Consider the following 18,622-nt stretch of genomic DNA (forward strand, 5'->3'; position numbering starts at 1 on the left):
ATTATTATTTGACAATATCTAAAATTTCCACTTCGAAAATTAAAGTTGAATTCGGTTCGATCGATTGCCCTGCTCCTGCTTTGCCATAGGCAAGATCAGAAGGGATAAACAATTTCCATTTCGAACCTACAGGCATTAGTTGAAGGGCTTCTACCCATCCCGGTATTACCTGATTAACACCAAATGTGGCAGGCTGTCCGCGTTTTACAGAACTATCGAACACTGTGCCATCGATAAGCGTACCGTGATAATGACACTTAACCTGATCTGTAAGAGCCGGTTTAGGGCCATCGCCTTTTTTAAGTATTTCGTATTGTAGTCCACTCGGAAGTGTTACTACACCTGCTTTGTTTTTGTTGATAGATAGAAATTCTTCACCTGCTTTCAGGTTAATTTCCAATTTCTCGTCTTGTAATTTGGTGAAATAGTCGTTAATCACTTGTTTAGCTTCTTCATAATCCATGTCAGTGTCTCCTCCGTTGATTACATCCTTCATTCCTTTAAGGAAAGAGTCAAAGTCAACTTTGTTGATACCTGAGCTAAGGAAGTTATTTCCGATGCTTAAACCTAGAGCGTAACTAATTTTATCCATATTCTTTTCGTTTTATATCAGTCTTGTATGTCAAAGAAGTATTATTTCATGATATGACTGAATGTTTATTTAAATTTGCCAACAAAAGTAATTCTTTTCATGGGACTTTAATAAAATTTACCCCTGAAAAAACTATATTTGTATATGCTACTTACATTTTTTTAATAGTTTATGAGACATATTGTTGTATTAACCGGCGCAGGGATGAGTGCAGAGAGTGGTATCGCCACTTTTAGAGACTCCGGAGGTCTGTGGGAGCAATACTCTATCGAAGATGTTGCCACTCCTGAAGGATTCAGCCGAAACCCTCAACTGGTGCTTGATTTTTATAATGCCCGCCGCAAGGCAGCTTTTGAGGCTAAGCCCAATAAAGGACATGTAGGATTAGTGGAGATGGAAAAAGAGTATAAAGTTTCCATTATAACACAAAATGTAGATGAACTGCACGAGAGGGCAGGCAGCACAAATGTTTTGCATCTTCATGGGGAATTGAGTAAAGTGCGTTCTACAGTCGATCCATCGTTGATTTATACCTTGGCTCCTGATAATTGTGAGATTCACCTTGGAGATAAGTGTGAAAAAGGTTCACAGCTTCGTCCTCACATTGTTTGGTTTGGAGAGGCTGTGCCCATGATAGAAAAAGCAATGAAAATTGTACAAACGGCCGATATCTTTGTCGTGATAGGTACTTCTATGAACGTATATCCTGCCGCAGGCTTGCTTAATTATGTGCATGCGGGTGTGCCTGTCTATCTGATCGACCCGAAAGAAGTAAATGTGCATCAGCCTGGAATACACTTTATAAAGAAGGGAGCTTCTGAGGGTGTGGCTGAGCTTCGTGATATCCTTAAATTTCAAAATCAGTAAAATGAATTATATAAAATTATTTTGTTCTATTTCTTTTCTTCTTGTTTTTAATTTTTGTTATGCCCAAAAACATTTTAGTGGATATGAAAACTTATTTACTACTCCGGCAAACTACGTAGTCCTTTATGCATCCAAAGCACCGACAATTGATGGCGATACTAATGATCAAGTGTGGCTGAATACTCCTTGGTCTGATCGTTTTCAAGATATAGAGGGCGATGCCAAGCCTAAACCATATTACGATACTCGTGTGAAAATGCTTTGGGACGAATCATATCTTTATATAGCGGCTGAGTTAAAAGATCCGCATGTATGGGCTACCTTGACCAAGCGTGATGAGATTGTGTTTTTTGACAATGATTTTGAAGTGTTTATAGATCCATTAAACACTGCCCACAACTACTTTGAAATAGAGATCAATGCATATAATAATATTTTTGACTTGTTTATGTATAAGCCTTATCGGAGTGGAGGCGCAGCGCTCTTCAGCTGGGATACTCAGGGGATGCAGCATGCCGTAAAAGTGCAGGGTACTATCAATAAGGCAGACGATACAGATACCAGTTGGACGGTAGAGATGGCGATCCCTTTCAGGGCTCTTACCTTGGGGAATGCTGTAAATGTTCCTAAAGATAAGGATGTCTGGCGCATTAATTTCTCAAGAGTGCAATGGGAAACAGATATTGTAAATAGTAAGTATGTAAAACGAAAAGATAATGCAGGGAAGGTGTTACCTGAAAATAACTGGGTGTGGTCTCCCCAAGGTGTTGTTGATATGCATAGGCCTGAAAGATGGGGCTATCTATTCTTTTCGAAAAACAAAGCAGGGGAAAAACAGCCTCAGTTTGTATTGCCATATACTGAAAAGCAAAAACAATATTTATGGCTGGTGTACTATAAGCAGCAAGACTATAGGCGTGCACATCAGCGTTATGCAACTAACTTTGCGGAGCTGAAAATGGATAAGCAGGAGTTCGATATTGATAATAAAAGAAACAAACTCGAACTGTCTTCTACCGGCAGGAGATTCGAAGTTTCTATCAAAGATGCCTCGGGTAAGAAGATTTATCTTAATGAAGAAGGATTGATAACTAAATAAAAAATAAAAAACTATGCGAAACCATTTTAAAATTTACTGGTTGACCTTATTACTATTGCCTTTTTTGTTCTCGAATTGTACAAGCAATGTAGGTAATAAGCAGGCAGAAAACACTTACAAGCATTGGGTGTGGATTAACCCTCAGGATTCTGATACGGAAGAGGAACTATCCGTGAGGTATAAAAAATATCATGATGCGGGTATTGCAGGCATTTTCTTCGAAGCCGATAGTGAGAAGCATTATAGGGCGGCAAAAGCTCAGGGATTGGAAGCTCACCGTTGGATGTGGATAATGAATAGGGGAGATGCATTGAAGACTCATCCTGAATGGGCAGCTGTAAACAGAAAGGGCGAATCGTGTGCCGATCATCCGCCGTATGTAGATTATTACAGATGGATGTGTCCTTCTCGTCCCGAGGTTGCGGAGTTTCTGACCAAAGAAGTAGAGAATGCATTGTCTAAAGATTATGTTGATGGCATCCACATGGATTATGTTCGCTTCAGTGATGTGATATTGGCGGTTAATCTGTGGGACGTTTATGGTATTGTTCAAACACAAGAATTGCCCGAATATGATTTTTGCTATTGCGATGTATGTAAGGCTAAGTTTAAAGAAAAATACCATAAAGATATAGACAGTATTCAGTATCCTCAGGAAAATCTTTCGTGGAAATCTTTCAGATACGATGCTGTAACGGCAATTGTGAATAAGATTGGAGATGTGGCAAAAGCCCATCATAAGCCGCTTACTGCTGCCGTATTTCCAACTCCTGACGTAGCGAAGCGTTTGGTAAGACAGGATTGGACAAACTGGCCTTTGGATGCTGTTTATCCGATGATCTATCATGGTTTCTATAAAGAAGATGTGCCATGGATTGGTGATGCCGTTAAGCAGGGATTGAGAGGTATAGACGGTCGTTTCCCTCTTTATGCCGGATTGTATATCCCCGATTTTAAAAATAATCAAGAAATCGAAGCCGGAATAAAATATGCTTTGGAAAACGGAGCTTCGGGCGTTTCTATTTTCGGAAATGTTTCTGACGAAATACTGGCTATATTATCTAAGTATAAGCAGAAGCCCGAGAAAAAGTGAAAGGCTTCAAATAACGAAAATATAAAATAAAAGAAAAAAGAGCAAGGCGTATTGTCTTGCTCTTTTTCTTTTATAAATTGCCTATAATGAATTATATTGTATATCTTTATGCGTCATTATTATTGTAATTAATAATGGCGGATATAAACTTAACAAAACTATTAACGTAATGAAAAAACTACTATTTTTTCTATGCGCAACTATTCTGTTTGCGTCTTGTAGCAATGATTCGGAAGAAGTGCCCACAACAAGCAAAACGTATAAGGTTACGTTTGATGTATCTAACTTTAGTGTAAATGTTAAATCATTGAAAGCTGACACCTTTAACAATCAACTCTTTTATGTCATTTACGACAAAGAGAGCGGTAAAGGAGTAAAAGGGTGGACGTTTGAAGGAATGGTTGGACAGGTAACTGAGGAACTCCCTGAAGGAAACTACTATATTGCTTTTATTTCTCATCCTAGAGGAGGCATGAGTTCTCCTCCAACAGAAGGAGCGATTGATGTAAAGGATAATAATTTCTATACCGACTATTTTGAAAATCCTCCTACATGGATAATGGGAAATATGGGTAATAGATATGTATATTACCAAAAGGTTGACTTCTCGGTAGCCGCAAATAACTCGGATGTGCCAATAGAGGTGACTTTACAGCCGATGTGGTCTGAGATAACCGTTGAAGTGACCGATGCCAATACATGCTCTTTGCCCGAAGGTACAACTACAATTGGCTGTGTGATCACTCCTTTTTATTCCGGCATATCCATAGCCGAAGGCATTCCTACTCGTGGTTCAGACGCATCTTGGGGATGGGCTGACCTATGTAATACGAATGTTGATAAATTTAGAGAACACAAAATAATTACAGATAGACATGCAACAGCAGGTAAAGATGTTACTGTGAAACTAGTATTTGTAAAACAGATTGCTACCGGTGATACTGTTCTAGGCGAAAGGGAGATATACAAGGGGAATATCGAAGGTGGTAAGCGTATAACTTTCAGAGGAGCATTAGGCAAGGCCGCAACGTCTGCAACATTTAAAGTGTCATTAGCAGACCTAACGGATGGAGGAATAATTTCTTTCGATTGATGTACAAACGATAGACTAGAAAAGTAAAACGGCGGATATTTTTGAATTTTCCGCCGTTTCTTCTTTTATTTTATGTTCTCTAGGGTTTTAACCAGATAATCATAGAATTTGCTTACTGTATCTATTTCTACAAACTCGTCAGGAGAGTGTGCATTTAAGATGGTAGGACCAAATGATACAATGTCTAATCCCGGTGTGCTACCCAGAATGATACCACATTCTAATCCTGCATGTACCACTACTACATGGGCTTCTTCGTTATACATATCTTTGTATAGTTTAGCCATCATGTTTAGCGTATCCGATTGAGCATTTGGCTGCCATCCCGGATAACCATTTTCGATAGATACTTTTGCACCTGCAAGGGCGAATACACTTTCGAGGCTTGAGCAAATTTCATCTTTGCGTGTTTCGGAAGAGCTGCGAGCCAGCATTTTCGCCGAAATACGACCTGCTTCAGACTTAACAGAGGCTAAGTTTGTAGAAGTTTCTACAATGCCTTCAAAGTCAGTTAGCATGCTGATTACTCCATTTTGGCAACCAATAACAGCATTGATAACGCTGTCTTGTATTTCCTCAGGGATAAGCGTTTTAGGTAATTCAGTTTTTGCTGCTTTGAATGAAAGGTTTGCTTCTACAGCTTTATATTCTTCTTTAAATATCTTTTCGTACTCTTTTACCAGTTTTAGGAAGTCTTTCTCATCTTCTTCGGGTAGAGTAACGATAGCTACAGCCTCACGAGGGATCGCATTTCTGAGTGAGCCGCCATCGATGGCAGACAAACGCACCTCATAGTTGCTTACTGCTTCTTTGAGGAAGTAAAACATAAGCTTGTTGGCATTTGCTCTTCCCATGTGTATTTCAGTTCCCGAGTGACCTCCTCTAAGGCCTGTAAGCGATATTTTATAAGCAACATCACCTGCTGGTACTTCTGCATCTTTAAATTCCCAGTCGGCATTAACGTCTGCACCTCCGGCGCAACCTACGCATAGCTCTCCGATCTCTTCGGTATCCAGATTCAGCAATACGTTTCCTGAAAGAAATCCTTTCTTCAATCCGCTTGCACCAACCATGCCTACCTCTTCGTCTACTGTAAACAAGGCTTCTATTTTTCCATGTTTCAGAGTCGTGTCTTCGAGGACAGCCATCATGGCAGCAACTCCGATTCCGTTGTCTGCACCCAATGTGGTAGACTTGGCCTTTACTCTGTTGCCTTCTATTTGGGTTTCTATAGGGTCTTTTGTGAAGTCATGCTTTACATTCGAGTTCTTTTGAGGAACCATATCCAAGTGCGACTGAAGTATCACTACCGGAGCTTTTTCCATTCCTTTGGTAGCAGGCTTGGTAATAACAATGTTTCCTGTTTTGTCTTGTTTTACTTCTAGTCCCAGTGATTTACCGAAATCGATGACAAATTTTGTCACCTCCTTCATCTGTCCTGTAGGGCGAGGAATCTGGGTCAGGTCGTAGAAGTGTTTCCACAACTGTTGCGGTTTTAGTTTAAGTATTTCTTTAGACATAATATGTTATGTTTTAAAATTACGAATAGTAACAAAGATAAGAATTTTCGATGAAGTCTTTTACATATATAATGAAAAGAGTAGGCGGTAAACTCTTTTTTATAACTTTTTGTTATTCTTATTCTTTTCGTGCTTTTTTATTCAAAAGGTGACAAAAGTGACACTTTTTTACATGTGTTTTATTGTAACCTTTTGTTCTTTAAATTACCGAGGATTGCCTCTCTATCGAACGAAAGTACAAAGCTCTTATGTAATTAGATAAATCTAAAATATAAAAGTGTAGATGTGGAAATGATGGAAGAATTATTTCTTTTGCTTTTTCAAAGCCAGCATTGCAATGCCGAACAGTCCGCAAATAATCACCCAAATAGATTGCACAGCAAACACGCCTGTAGCAAACGCTGTAGCATGTAGTTTGTCTACCCCATAGAGGCTTAACGATGCTATTACCGCTATTTGCCAAGGGCCTAACCCTCCGTTAGATGGTACTCCCATGCTGATGCTACTCAAAGCAAAAGCGATAAGTCCGGCTGTGATTCCCAAGTCGGCTGTAAAATCGAAAGCGAAGAATGTAATGTAGAAATAACAAAAATAAGAACCCCAGATGCCTATCGTATATAAGAATACACGCCCTTTGGTATTCATTTTCCAAATTGCTTTCAAGTCACTTGCGATACTTGATAGGAATCCTTTTATCTTACGTACAATAACATTTTCTTTGAAAAACCTAAAGACAATGTATGTGGTTGTTATTGCAGCGCCGATAGCTAAGTACAATAAAGGGGATTTGAATATACTGGATATCGTATTGAATGTTGTTTGGTTTTGTTCCAGCTGCGTCATAAAGAATTGCATATTGAACAAAAAGGCCACCAAAGATATTATAGCAACGGTAATTGTATCAAATATCCGATCGAGAATCATCGTTCCGAATAATTTGGAGAAAGGGATGTTATCTTCCTTGGCTATTACACCGCATCTCCATATCTCGCCCGCACGTGGCAATGCAAAGTTTACGGCGTAACCGCCATAGATTGCATAATTGAGGTTCGATATTTTGGGAGAGTAACCCAATGGAGTAATAAAGAGAGCCCAACGGTATCCTCTGATGGTATTTCCTAGAAGCCCAAAGAATAGAGAGAATAACAGTATCCCCCAATTGGCATCTTTCAATATTACCCAAAGTTGGCTCGGGTCAATTTTACTAATAAGATAATATATGATCGCAATTCCTAATCCTAGGGGTAATACGACTTTTATAAGATTGTTTAATAAAGAGCTTTTCTTTTGTGTTACAACTTCATCTGTTTCTTCCATTCTCCAAATTTAAATGTAGTGGTTTCAGAATAAAGGTCTTTTAATACGAACGATTTTCAGTAATAAATACTACCTTTGCCGCTGCAAATATAATGATAATTATAAGTATGGGGGCAGTTAAGCCGAAGAAATTCTTAGGACAGCACTTTCTCAAAGATCTGGATATTGCACGTCGGATTGCCGATACATTGGATGATTTTACCGATGTGCCGGTAATTGAGGTTGGTCCGGGAATGGGTGTGCTGACTCAATTTCTTATCGAAAAGGAGAAAGGCTTGACCGTTGTTGAGATCGACCGCGATTCTGTGCCATACCTTAACGACCATTATCCTGCTTTGCATGGGCGTATAGTAGAAGGTGATTTTCTTACCCTTGATTTGTCGGCTATTTATTCGGACAAATTCTGTGTGATAGGAAATTACCCTTATAATATTTCGTCCCAGATATTTTTTAAAGTTCTTGAGTATAAAAACAAAGTGCTTTGTTGCTCAGGAATGCTCCAGAAAGAAGTTGCCGAACGTATAGCCGCTAAGCCGGGAGGCAAAACATACGGTATATTAAGCGTTCTGCTACAGGCATGGTACGATATAGAATATCTATTTACGGTGAGCGAAAAGGTATTCGACCCTCCACCGAAAGTGAAATCCGCAGTGGTTAAGCTGGTTCGCAATAAGAGGGGACATCTGGACTGTGATGAGAAATTGTTTAAAACTGTTGTGAAAACAGGATTTAACCAGCGTCGAAAGACCCTTAGAAACTCTATGAAGCCTCTGTTGGGAAAAGATTGCGAAGCGTATGCCGACCCTATCTTTGACGAACGACCCGAGCGCCTCTCGGTTGCAGATTTCGAAAAGTTGACAAATATAGTCTCAGCTTTTCTGCCCGGGAGAAGTAGTGAGAAGTAAAGGAAGTCCTAACACTTAAAAAAATAGCTCATGTCAGAAGTAAAATTATTCTATCACAAAGACAATGTTATACGAATGAGCCGTAGCATTGAATTTTTGAAAGCCACCCCTATTAAGGATTTTCTATGGATCGACCTTAATAATGTAGATGAGGAGATAGAAAGCGAGTTAGAAGATTATCTAAAAATATATATCCAGGAAGAAGAAGAGATGGTAGAGATCGAGATGTCGTCCCGTTATATGGAGACGGCAGACTCATTGGTTGTGAATTCCAACTTCTTACTTGGAACTTTCGAAAGAGAGCCGGTTTCTTTTATTATAAAGAACAATATCCTTATTACTGTCCGTAGTGAGGATTTATCGTCCTTCCACGAGACAATAAAAAAGATCTCGGCTAACCCCAAGATGTATCCTACCGGCTATCATGTGTTCGTCGCTATTTTGGAGACGCGGGTAGAGCTCGATGCCGATATGATCGAGCGCATGACCCAGCAGATTACGTCATTGTCTAATAGCATCAGTATAAAAGAGGCTGACGAAGAGCTTTTGATGGAAATCAAAGACTTGCAGGAAAAGACCATGATGCTCAGAGAGAATATTATCGACAAGCAACGGGCTGTATCAAGTATGCTCAAGAGTGAACTGATGCCGAGAGAGCTGCATGCCAGAATTACGATTCTGATAAAGGACATAAATTCGCTGCTCGAACATATCCGCTTTAGCTTCGATAGGCTCGACTATCTGCAAGATACATTCCTCGGGTTTGTTAATATCGAGCAAAATAAGATCATCAAAATGTTTACCGTGATCTCAGTCATATTTATGCCACCTACACTCATCGCAAGTATTTATGGGATGAACTTTGGAGAGATGCCCGAACTGGAATGGAAATATGGCTACGAATTTTCTATCGGACTGATGATCGCCGCTGTTGCCGTTATTCTCTTTTATTTCAGACGGAAGAAGTGGCTTTAACTATTTGACTGTAAGTTAATTGATAAAATATAGGCAGCGTTAAGATAATCAGCGCTGCCTTCTTTTTTATTTTTTCTTGTCTTTCTTTTCCTTCTTTATCTTAGGCTTTTCCTCCTGAGGTTTTAACATGGATTTCTTGGCGTTCTCTATCTCTATCTTGGCTTCGTCTGTCAGTTCGGGATAATGAAGATCGAGTTCCTCTATTCTGTCGCTGATGATTTGACCAATGATATAGCGCATAAACCATTTGTTGTCTGCCGGAATAACGTGCCAAGGAGCTTCGTCGGTCGATGTATGAGTGAGCATATCTGAGTATGCCTCCATATAGTTGTCCCAGTATGCTCGCTCTTTAAGATCTGCTGCCGAAAATTTCCAATTCTTAGACTCATCATTCAGTCTGGCAAGAAAGCGTTTCTCCTGCTCATCATGCGAAACATTGAGAAAGAACTTCAATACGATTGTTCCATTTTCTGTCAAATACCTTTCAAAGTCGTTTATCTGCCTGTAACGTTTTTCCCAAAACTTATCATCAATATCTTCCGTCTTTGTGATATTGGGTAATTTTCCGTTTAATACAATCGCCGGATGAACTTTTGCTATGAGTACATCTTCGTAATGAGACCTGTTGAATATACCGATTCGTCCGCGCTCGGGTAAGCATTTGTAGATGCGCCACAGATAGTCATGGTCTAGTTCCTCTGCCGAAGGCTGTTTGAAAGCAAAAACCTGACAACCTTGCGGATTGATACCCGACATAACGTGCTTGATTGTACCATCTTTTCCCGCAGCATCCATTGCCTGAAATATGATCAGGATAGAATAGCGGTCTTGTGCATAAAGCTTGTCTTGCAGTTTCGACAGTTTATCGATACTTTCTTCAAGCAGCTTTTCTCCTTTCTGTTTTGATAATCCGGCGGTATAATCTGTTTTGAAGTCGGATACTTTATGCTTTTCTCCGGGTTTTGCAATTATCCTTTTCAGAATTTCTTTTTTCATAACTATTTAATTTATAGTTCTATTATGCTAGCAAACTTTCAATCAAAATGCAGATGCAGAAAAGCCCGAAGTTGGCGGGTATTACTGTCCATGCGCTTATCTTGTCTTTGATTAGTCTGACTGCAAGTAAAATTCCAATCAGCCCGCAAATGGTGTTTAAAATCAGTATCCATTCCGGTATCTTGTAAAGATAAAGGATGTTGCCAAAGTTGTAATTATATAGTAATCTGAGTTGGAAATATATCCAGCATATATTTAGTATTATCAGTAATATTCCTATGATAACATTAACCAGATTACTATATTTCTTTTCTGTCATTTGCAATAATGTAAAAAGTGACAAAGGTGACAGCTTTTACCCTGTTTCTATTTGTAACCTTATTTCATCGCTTTTTGTTTAGTATCTGTATATAAAAAGATAATTATTCCCACAGAAAGTTATTTGATAACTTCAATCAGGTCGCTGAGGTCTTTTCTTACTTTCGGTTGATTGTGCAGCCAATCAAGGTTTTCGTCTTTGTATCCCAAAGGAAGAATAAATGTCGCAGAAAGGTTCTGTGTTGGTAAGTCGAGGATACGGTTCAATGCATCCCTGTCAAAGCCCTCGATAGGAAGTGTCTCAATGCGCTCGTTCGCTGCAATTGTACACGCCACTCCCAGTGCGATATAAGTTTGTTGAGAAATCCAGTTCTTTAGATTGCTGCCATTTTTCTCAATAAAGAATTCTATTTTTTTTCTATATTTATCGCACCACTCTTTGCTCGGATTCCGTTTTTTGTTTATCAAATCGAAATAGTCGTCAAGGTACTTTTCTGTAATTTGTGTATATGAAGCAAATACCAATAGGTGCGAACATCCGGTAATTGGCTGTTGCTCGCAGGCTTCATTGTATATCTTTTCTTTTAGCTCTTTGTTTTCTATTACAAATACTTTGAATGCCTGCATTCCCAAAGAAGTGGGGGTGAGGTTGATTGCTTCAAGTATTCTTTCTACTACATCTTGTGGAACTTTGGCTCCATTCATGCCTTTGCATGCATGTCGCCATTTAAGATCTTCTATTAAGCTCATATTATTGTTTTAGTTTAAATATATCGGGGAGTCGTGTTCGTTTTTCTCTGTGATCTTAAAGCCAATCTTACCGCACGATTCCTTTTATCTATACTTAGTGAATTTTGTTTGTATCTTATTTTAGGCAGAGGAATTTCATTTTCCGGCTGATCGATTGCTTCATGTAACGTATCTCTCAGGGTGTGAAATTCCTCTACCCATATTTAATTATAAGTATTTTCCCTGATCGCTTTTATTCTTCTTTAAACCAGCCCGAGTACATCAGGTAATTTTTTGCTATTTTCTGGTTCATTTCTTTTGCTTGTTCCGAATCTACTTTTTTTACAAACTTGGCAGGTACACCCGCATAGATACTTCCGGGTTCTACTATTGTGTTACTTAGCACTACCGATCCCGCTGCAATAATAGCACCTTCGCCTATCACTGCATGATCGAGAACAATAGCTCCCATACCTATCAGTGCACCATTTTCTATTTTTGCACCATGCACCACCACGTTATGACCGATGGATACATCGTCGCCTATTTCTACTACAGACTTTTGATACAATGTATGCAACACACTGCCATCTTGTATGTTTACCCTGTTTCCGATGCGTATAGAGTTTACGTCGCCACGCAATACGGTGTTAAACCAAATGCTACAATCTTTACCTATTACCACATCGCCGATAATTGTAGCGTTTTCGGCCATGTATGTATTTTCTCCAATCTCAGGTGTAAACCCTCTGACTTCCTTTATTAATGCCATTATCTTTTATTTTGTATAATAATCGAAGAACTGTTCCAGTCCTTTTGAATCTATTTTCTTTGCAACTATTTTTTTGTTTTTATCCAACACAAACACTGACGGAATGTATGACGTATCATAGTTCAACCAGTATTGTGATATATTATTGGGGTCGGCAGCGTTGATCCAGCCGGTCATCTTATTATTCTTTACAAACTTATCCCATTCTTTTTTGTCGCTTCCCTTTATATCGATAGCTACTACCTGCAATCCTTTGTCTTTGTATTTGGTATATACCTCATTGTATATGCGAGGTGTTTCTTCTATACAGTGATTGCAGTCGTGACCATAGAAATATAATATCAGGTATTCGGCTTTTATATCGTTTGTCTCAATTGTCTTGCCGTCTATTGTTGTCAGCTTTATATTGCGGGCTCTCATGCCTATGCGATTGTTTTTGATATGCTCATACATATACTGTAATCCTGTCACCTGAGCGCTGTCTATCCATGCCAGGTTTTTGCCGAAGACGTAATCTTCGCAAAGCTTTGCCCAGATATTTTCATCGCCCATTCTGTCGCTCGAAGTGGTTGTATTTATCAGATAAGACAACATTTCTTTAAAACACACTTCATTCTCTTTTGTTCTGTTCACAAGCTTACTTGCTGCCACTGCCAAAGAATCGGGTGTAGGATTTACCCACTGAGTCATATATGATTCTATATAGCTGGTCAAATAATTTGTTCGCCACAGACGAGGGTCGGTAAGGTTTATATTATCGAAATAATGTACTTTTCCGTACTTGTTATTTTCTGCAAACTCTTTATCATTCTTAGGGTCGGTATACGGCAACGTGATTGGAGTCATGCCCTTTAGGAAAGTTCCAAACCAGTTGGTCTTATTTTCTTTGATAAGATTGTTTACATAGGTCTGTGCTATTTGCTCTTCGGTTGCTATTTCCTTTTCTATACCGGCTCTTTTTTGCGGAGTAAGATTCGATGCCGATAGCTGATCTTCCAGAGTTTCTCTCAAAGCATCATTCTCTGCTACTTTGTTGAGGTAGCTCCACAGTAGGCGTGTATCATCGTTTCCTGTTATAGTGCTTTTTAAGAAATTATCCTTGTTGATTGTTATCTGCATTTTGCTCTGTTCGCTGCCAAAGAGCATGTCTGTTCTGAAGTCAGGTGCTATATAAAGAAAATATTGCCCTTCGGGATACTTCTCTTTTGCTGTAAATACACCTTTACCTGCCGCAGAAAGGACAACGGAGTCTTTTGCGTATGTAGCTCCTCGCCAATACTGTCCCAGATACAGTTTCTTACCACTCTGTCCCGGATAAGTCACTTCTAAGTTGAATTTATTGTCGGGACTTTTAATAGTTTGAGCCTCCATCTCAAACGTGAAAAGGAGGCTCAATAATATAACAGTTATTTTAAATCTCATAAGTTTTTTCTTTTAACCATTGTTTTTCGTCTTCAGTCAATAGTGGAGAAAGGCGGTCGTATACAAATTTGTGATATTCGTTAAGCCAGATAATTTCCTTCTCTGTCAACATTTCTTTCACTATAGGTGTCGTATCTATAGGGCAAAGAGTCAATGTTTCGAAAGAATAGAAATCTCCGAATTCGGTAGTCATTTCATGTTTCGTACGAATGAGGTTTTCTATACGGATACCGTATTGTCCTGCTCTGTACAGTCCCGGTTCATTGGATGTTACCATTCCCGGTTGCAGAGTTGTAGGGTTTTCATTCATTCTGATATTTTGAGGCCCTTCGTGTACATTGAGGAAATGTCCGATACCATGCCCTGTTCCGTGCAGGTAGTTTAGTCCTTCATCCCACAACGCCTTACGAGCCAAGATATCTAACTGGCTTCCTCTTGTACCTTGAGGATATATTGCTGTTGCCAGATTGATATGTCCTTTCAGTACCATGGTGTAGTCCTTTTTCATTTGGTCGGTAAGCGGGCCTACTGCCAGTGTACGGGTTATATCAGTCGTGCCGTCGAAATACTGAGCACCGGAGTCTACAAGCAGCAAACCTTCGGGTTTGACAGGTAGTGAGCTTTCATTGCTTACATGATAGTGAACGATTGCTCCGTTTGGACCATAGCCCGAGATTGTATCAAAGCTTTCTCCTACAAAGTTTTTCTGTTGACTTCTGTATTCCACCAGTTTTTCGGGTATCATAATTTCCGTCACATTACCACCGGGTACTGCTTTTTCGAGCCACATGAAGAAGCGTACCAATGCAACGCCATCGCGCTCCATCGCATTGCGGATACCCTGAACCTCTGTATCGTTTTTGATACTCTTCATCAGGTCTGCCGGAGATGGCATATCGATGATGCGGCATCCGTCGGGTATCGTATTATATAGCTTGAAGGTTACTTTGTTCGCATCCAAACAAACAGGTGTCTTTAGTTTCGATACATAATCAAATACCTTATCGTATTCGGCAATTGTAACCCCTTCTGCTTTCAGGTAATCGGAAATTTCCGATGTTAATTTTTTAGGATTGATAAACAATACTGTTTCTTCTTTCGAAATATAGGCGTAACTAACCGCTACAGGGTTGCACTTTACGTCGTTACCTCTGATGTTGAAAATCCAGGCAATTGTATCCAATGATGCTACAAGCAAAGATTCTGCTCCATTTTTCTCTACAGCATCGCAAATACGTGCTATTTTTTTATGTGCCGCTTCGCCCGCATATTTTTCAGGCAGAACAAAGATTGCATTCGTAGGTATTTCGGGTCTGTCGTTCCATATTTTGCTGAACGGATCGTAATCACTGATAAGGTGCAATCCTTTCATGTTTAATTTGTGGGTAAGGTTCATGGCTTCTTTAGCTGCATACACAGTGCCATCTATACCAACGTATTCTCCTTTTCCCAGTTCGGTGGTTAGCCACTCTTCTATACTTGGGGTTGAAGGAAGTCCTTCTTTGAATAATTCGATATCAGCTCCTTCCAGTTCTTTTGCTCCTTGCAGAAAATAGCGGGAGTCTGTCCACAGCCCGGCTTTTTCGCGAGTGACTACAACTGTTCCGGCCGACCCTGTGAATCCACTGATCCATTCGCGCGAAGCCCAGTGCGAAGCCGGATATTCACTTAGATGGGAGTCGGTGCTGGGGATGATAAAAGCGTGTAAGCTTTTTTCTCCCATAAATTCGCGTAGTGCGGCAAGTCTTTTATTTATATTCATAACTATATTGTTTTGGTATTTTCTTACTCATCCAAAGAACCGGTTGCGCTATTGTTTAGCATCGAACAAGTTCCTTCAAAATTGGCTCCCGGCTCTATCTCAATCGTACGTGTTTTAATCTCGCCGGTAAGAAGGGAACTCGCTTTCAGAACAATATTTTCGGAACATATAATGTTTCCTTTTACTTTGCCGAATAAGTCTATATTCGAACAATTTATATTGCCGATAACGCAGCCGCTCTGACCTACGATAATTTTACCACGACACTGGATATTCCCTTCTATTGCGCCGTCGATACGGAAATCTTCCTCCGAAGATATATCTCCTTTTAGTTGTGTGCCCGACGCTAAAATGTTGTGTGTGCCGGATGTTGTGTAAGGTGTTGTTTCTCTTGATTTACTCATAATTTTCATTCTCTGTTTTCACAAGGTTTTATATCTTTGTAAACTCAATAACGAACAAATATAGATAAAAAACTTAGCTTTGTGCCGTTTTATTTTGACTCTTTATGAAAAGTTTTATTTTGCTTGAGAATGTTATTTTCTATGCTTATCACGGCGTACAACCTCATGAAACGAAGGTTGGAAACGAATTTGTGATCAATCTGAAATTGGAAGTAAATCTAACAGATGCTGCTCAATCCGACTCGTTGGAAGATACGGTCAGTTATGCCGATATATACAATGATGTGAAGGAGCAAATGCAAATTCCATCCAAGTTATTAGAGCATGTCGCATATCGGATCGTTCAATGCCTGAAGCAGAAATATGCAAAAATAGAACATGTGGAAATTAAGCTCTCGAAACGGAATCCACCGATGGGAGCTCAGTTGGATTGTGCCAGTGTTGTTCTAATAGATTGAGGGGATGAGAGTAAAAAAAATAACAGAGTTGAATAGGCTTTCGGTCGAAGAATTTAAGTCTGAACCTAAAACTCCGCTTATCATTGTGTTGGATAACGTGAGAAGTCTTAATAATATCGGATCTGTGTTCCGCACTTCGGATGCATTCCTTGTTGAGGCTGTTTATCTTTGCGGAATTACGGCAACACCACCCAATGTGGAGATTCATAAAACAGCTTTGGGGGCAGAGAATTCAGTTGCATGGGCATATTACTCTGATACAGATCAGGCTGTAGAAGAACTGAAGAAAAATGGCTACACCCTTTGTGCTGTGGAGCAAGCTCAAAATAGTATAATGCTGGATGAATTGCAACTGGATTCTACAAAGAAATATGCGGTTATTTTAGGAAATGAGGTAAAGGGCGTGCAGCAAGATGTTGTGAGCCGATGCGACTGCTGTGTTGAGATTCCTCAATATGGAACAAAGCATTCCCTCAACGTTTCGGTGGCTGCCGGGATGGTTATATGGGAATTTTCTAAACAATTGAAGTGATTTACCAATATTTTTCCTAGTTTTGCATATAAGACGTATATAACACACTATGCTATGATAACTGAATCAGATAAAAACCATCTTGCAGAAAAAGGTATTACCGAAGACCAACTGAACAAACAATTGGATAACTTTAAAAAGGGGTTCCCTTTCTTGGGTATTGCCGTTGCTGCGTCAGTAGAAAAAGGTATTAAGGTGATATCTCCCGAACAGGAAAAAGAATATCTGTCCGACTGGGATGACTACAAAGCATCATCGGGAAAACAAATTGTTAAATTTGTGCCTGCTTCGGGTGCGGCTAGTCGGATGTTTAAAGACTTGTTCGAGTTTTTGGATGCGCCTTATTCCGTACCGACTTCAGGCTTTGAAAAGAAATTCTTTGAAGAGATAGAGAAGTTTGCGTTTTATAACGATCTGGATGCCATGTGTCTGGAGAATGAAGTGCAAACCCTTGCTGCTTTGCTTTCGGAAGGAAAATATAAGTCGGTTGTTGAAAATCTGCTAAAACCAAAGGGGCTTAACTATGGAAATCTGCCAAAGGGACTCCTTAAGTTTCATAAATATAGTGATACATCCCGTACTCCGGTCGAAGAGCATTTGATGGAAGGGTTTCTTTATGCAAAGAATGATAAAGAAGAGGTGAATATTCACTTTACAGTATCGCCTGAGCATAGAACTTTGTTTGATGATTTGATAAAGTCAAGAAAACAAAAGTTTGAAAACGAACTGCATGTGAAATACGATGTTACGTTTAGCGAACAAAAATCGAGTACAGATACAATTGCGGTGGATGCCGATAATGAGCCGTTTAGAGAAAATGGAAAATTATTGTTTCGTCCGGGAGGACACGGCGCCCTGATAGAAAATCTAAACGATTTGGATGCCGATATCGTTTTTATAAAAAATATAGATAATACTGTCCCCGATAAGTATAAACAGACAGAGACTAAATATAAAAAGATACTGGCCGGCGTATTGGTTGATACACAAAGAAAAATATTTGATTATTTGAAACTTCTCGATAGCGGGAAATATACGCATGACCAACTAATAGAAATTCTTTATTTTCTACAAAAAGAATTAAATATAAAAAATCCGGACACAAAATTGCTCGAAGATGCAGAGCTTGTTCTCTACTTGAAACGGAAACTCGATCGCCCTTGTCGCGTATGTGGTATGGTGAAGAATGTAGGAGAACCGGGAGGTGGACCTTTTTTGGCCGTAAATTCAGATGGTACGATCTCTCCTCAAATTTTGGAAAGCTCGCAAATTGATATGTCCGATCCTGTGAAACAGGAGATGTTCAAAAAAGGAACACACTTCAATCCTGTTGACTTGGTTTGTGGAATTAAAGACTATAGAGGTCGCCATTTCAATCTGAAAGACTACGTAGATTATAATACCGGATTTATATCAATCAAATCAAAAAGCGGGAAGGAGCTTAAAGCCTTAGAACTTCCGGGCTTATGGAATGGTGCTATGTCTGATTGGAACACAATATTTGTTGAAGTTCCGGTCGAAACATTCAATCCTGTAAAAACTGTAAATGATTTGTTAAGAAACTGTCATCTGTGATTTTTTTAGTCTTTTATTATGTTTTTCACAAATGTAAAAGATTGTGTATGTAATTCTTAAAAAAATATAGTCAAAGTTTTTATTTAAAGAAAAAAGAATTATCTTTGCTCGGAATAAATTTTCTTTACATTATTACAATGTGGCTTTCCTTAAGCTAAGCACGAACGTAACTGTTTGACCATTATAGACTTTT

Annotated in this window: 19 protein-coding genes; 9 read left to right on the plus strand and 10 right to left on the minus strand. The window is 39.3% G+C overall.

The window, feature by feature from the left end; all coding sequences use genetic code 11:
* Positions 1 to 4 precede the first annotated feature (4 nt).
* Positions 5 to 592: a BamJ family beta-barrel-assembly machinery protein gene (locus HMPREF9456_RS04240; protein ID WP_006842230.1), complete on the minus strand. Its 588-nt coding sequence runs from the start codon at positions 590 to 592 to the stop codon at positions 5 to 7.
* Between the two features lie 171 nt (positions 593 to 763).
* On the opposite strand from HMPREF9456_RS04240, the gene HMPREF9456_RS04245 reads away from it, so the two are divergent.
* The 4 genes from HMPREF9456_RS04245 to HMPREF9456_RS04260 all read left to right on the plus strand — a co-directional run bounded on the left by HMPREF9456_RS04245 (position 764) and on the right by HMPREF9456_RS04260 (position 4,744).
* Positions 764 to 1,459 (plus strand): SIR2 family NAD-dependent protein deacylase, encoded by a 696-nt coding sequence (locus HMPREF9456_RS04245; protein WP_006842231.1) that lies wholly within the window; start codon positions 764 to 766, stop codon positions 1,457 to 1,459.
* 1 nt (position 1,460) lies between these two features.
* Entirely contained in the window at positions 1,461 to 2,558 is a 1,098-nt protein-coding gene (locus HMPREF9456_RS04250; RefSeq protein WP_006842232.1) for a carbohydrate-binding family 9-like protein, read from the plus strand.
* 13 nt (positions 2,559 to 2,571) lie between these two features.
* The gene (locus HMPREF9456_RS04255) at positions 2,572 to 3,651 is read left to right on the plus strand and encodes a family 10 glycosylhydrolase (protein WP_006842233.1); all 1,080 of its coding nucleotides are present in this window, start codon (positions 2,572 to 2,574) and stop codon (positions 3,649 to 3,651) included.
* Between the two features lie 169 nt (positions 3,652 to 3,820).
* The gene (locus HMPREF9456_RS04260) at positions 3,821 to 4,744 is read left to right on the plus strand and encodes a hypothetical protein (RefSeq protein WP_006842234.1); all 924 of its coding nucleotides are present in this window, start codon (positions 3,821 to 3,823) and stop codon (positions 4,742 to 4,744) included.
* 65 nt (positions 4,745 to 4,809) lie between these two features.
* Here HMPREF9456_RS04260 and HMPREF9456_RS04265 read toward each other — a convergent pair whose 3' ends face one another.
* Together HMPREF9456_RS04265 and HMPREF9456_RS04270 are read right to left on the minus strand one after the other, a co-directional pair.
* Entirely contained in the window at positions 4,810 to 6,264 is a 1,455-nt protein-coding gene (locus HMPREF9456_RS04265) for an aminoacyl-histidine dipeptidase (RefSeq protein ID WP_006842235.1), read from the minus strand.
* Positions 6,265 to 6,567: 303 nt separating this feature from the next.
* Entirely contained in the window at positions 6,568 to 7,581 is a 1,014-nt protein-coding gene (locus HMPREF9456_RS04270) for a lysylphosphatidylglycerol synthase transmembrane domain-containing protein (protein WP_006842236.1), read from the minus strand.
* 107 nt (positions 7,582 to 7,688) lie between these two features.
* Between HMPREF9456_RS04270 and rsmA the strand changes: the two genes are divergently transcribed.
* Both rsmA and corA read left to right on the plus strand, forming a co-directional pair.
* Positions 7,689 to 8,486 carry a 16S rRNA (adenine(1518)-N(6)/adenine(1519)-N(6))-dimethyltransferase RsmA gene (gene rsmA, locus HMPREF9456_RS04275; protein ID WP_006842237.1) on the plus strand — a complete coding sequence of 266 codons (798 nt, stop codon included), beginning with the start codon at positions 7,689 to 7,691 and terminating at the stop codon, positions 8,484 to 8,486.
* Between the two features lie 30 nt (positions 8,487 to 8,516).
* Positions 8,517 to 9,461: a magnesium/cobalt transporter CorA gene (corA, locus tag HMPREF9456_RS04280; protein WP_006842238.1), complete on the plus strand. Its 945-nt coding sequence runs from the start codon at positions 8,517 to 8,519 to the stop codon at positions 9,459 to 9,461.
* Between the two features lie 66 nt (positions 9,462 to 9,527).
* Here corA and HMPREF9456_RS04285 read toward each other — a convergent pair whose 3' ends face one another.
* The 7 genes from HMPREF9456_RS04285 to HMPREF9456_RS04315 form a co-directional block, all read right to left on the minus strand.
* Positions 9,528 to 10,457 (minus strand): polyphosphate kinase 2 family protein, encoded by a 930-nt coding sequence (locus HMPREF9456_RS04285; protein ID WP_006842239.1) that lies wholly within the window; start codon positions 10,455 to 10,457, stop codon positions 9,528 to 9,530.
* Positions 10,458 to 10,479: 22 nt separating this feature from the next.
* Entirely contained in the window at positions 10,480 to 10,776 is a 297-nt protein-coding gene (locus HMPREF9456_RS04290; protein ID WP_026177024.1) for a hypothetical protein, read from the minus strand.
* A gap of 119 nt (positions 10,777 to 10,895) precedes the next feature.
* Positions 10,896 to 11,525 (minus strand): nitroreductase family protein, encoded by a 630-nt coding sequence (locus HMPREF9456_RS04295; protein WP_006842240.1) that lies wholly within the window; start codon positions 11,523 to 11,525, stop codon positions 10,896 to 10,898.
* 232 nt (positions 11,526 to 11,757) lie between these two features.
* Positions 11,758 to 12,276, minus strand: a complete 519-nt coding sequence (locus HMPREF9456_RS04300) for a gamma carbonic anhydrase family protein (protein WP_006842241.1) — start codon at positions 12,274 to 12,276, stop codon at positions 11,758 to 11,760.
* A gap of 6 nt (positions 12,277 to 12,282) precedes the next feature.
* On the minus strand, positions 12,283 to 13,698 hold the full coding sequence (locus HMPREF9456_RS04305; protein ID WP_006842242.1) for a TlpA disulfide reductase family protein: 1,416 nt from the start codon (positions 13,696 to 13,698) through the stop codon (positions 12,283 to 12,285).
* Entirely contained in the window at positions 13,688 to 15,460 is a 1,773-nt protein-coding gene (locus tag HMPREF9456_RS04310) for an aminopeptidase P family protein (protein WP_006842243.1), read from the minus strand. The genes HMPREF9456_RS04305 and HMPREF9456_RS04310 overlap by 11 nt, the downstream gene beginning before the upstream one ends.
* Positions 15,461 to 15,483: 23 nt before the next feature.
* Entirely contained in the window at positions 15,484 to 15,864 is a 381-nt protein-coding gene (locus tag HMPREF9456_RS04315) for a bactofilin family protein (RefSeq protein ID WP_245530986.1), read from the minus strand.
* A gap of 104 nt (positions 15,865 to 15,968) precedes the next feature.
* Here HMPREF9456_RS04315 and folB point away from each other — a divergent pair, with 104 nt between their 5' ends.
* Genes folB through HMPREF9456_RS04330 form a run of 3 tightly spaced genes read left to right on the plus strand, consistent with a single transcriptional unit; the run spans position 15,969 to position 18,429 of the window.
* Positions 15,969 to 16,322 (plus strand): dihydroneopterin aldolase, encoded by a 354-nt coding sequence (folB, locus tag HMPREF9456_RS04320; protein ID WP_006842245.1) that lies wholly within the window; start codon positions 15,969 to 15,971, stop codon positions 16,320 to 16,322.
* Between the two features lie 4 nt (positions 16,323 to 16,326).
* Complete coding sequence (locus tag HMPREF9456_RS04325; RefSeq protein ID WP_006842246.1) at positions 16,327 to 16,854, plus strand: RNA methyltransferase; 528 nt, start codon at positions 16,327 to 16,329, stop codon at positions 16,852 to 16,854.
* Between the two features lie 54 nt (positions 16,855 to 16,908).
* On the plus strand, positions 16,909 to 18,429 hold the full coding sequence (locus HMPREF9456_RS04330; protein WP_006842247.1) for a DUF4301 family protein: 1,521 nt from the start codon (positions 16,909 to 16,911) through the stop codon (positions 18,427 to 18,429).
* The last annotated feature ends 193 nt before the right edge of the window (positions 18,430 to 18,622 follow it).

This window comes from Dysgonomonas mossii DSM 22836 (assembly GCF_000213575.1).
Classification (GTDB): domain Bacteria; phylum Bacteroidota; class Bacteroidia; order Bacteroidales; family Dysgonomonadaceae; genus Dysgonomonas; species Dysgonomonas mossii.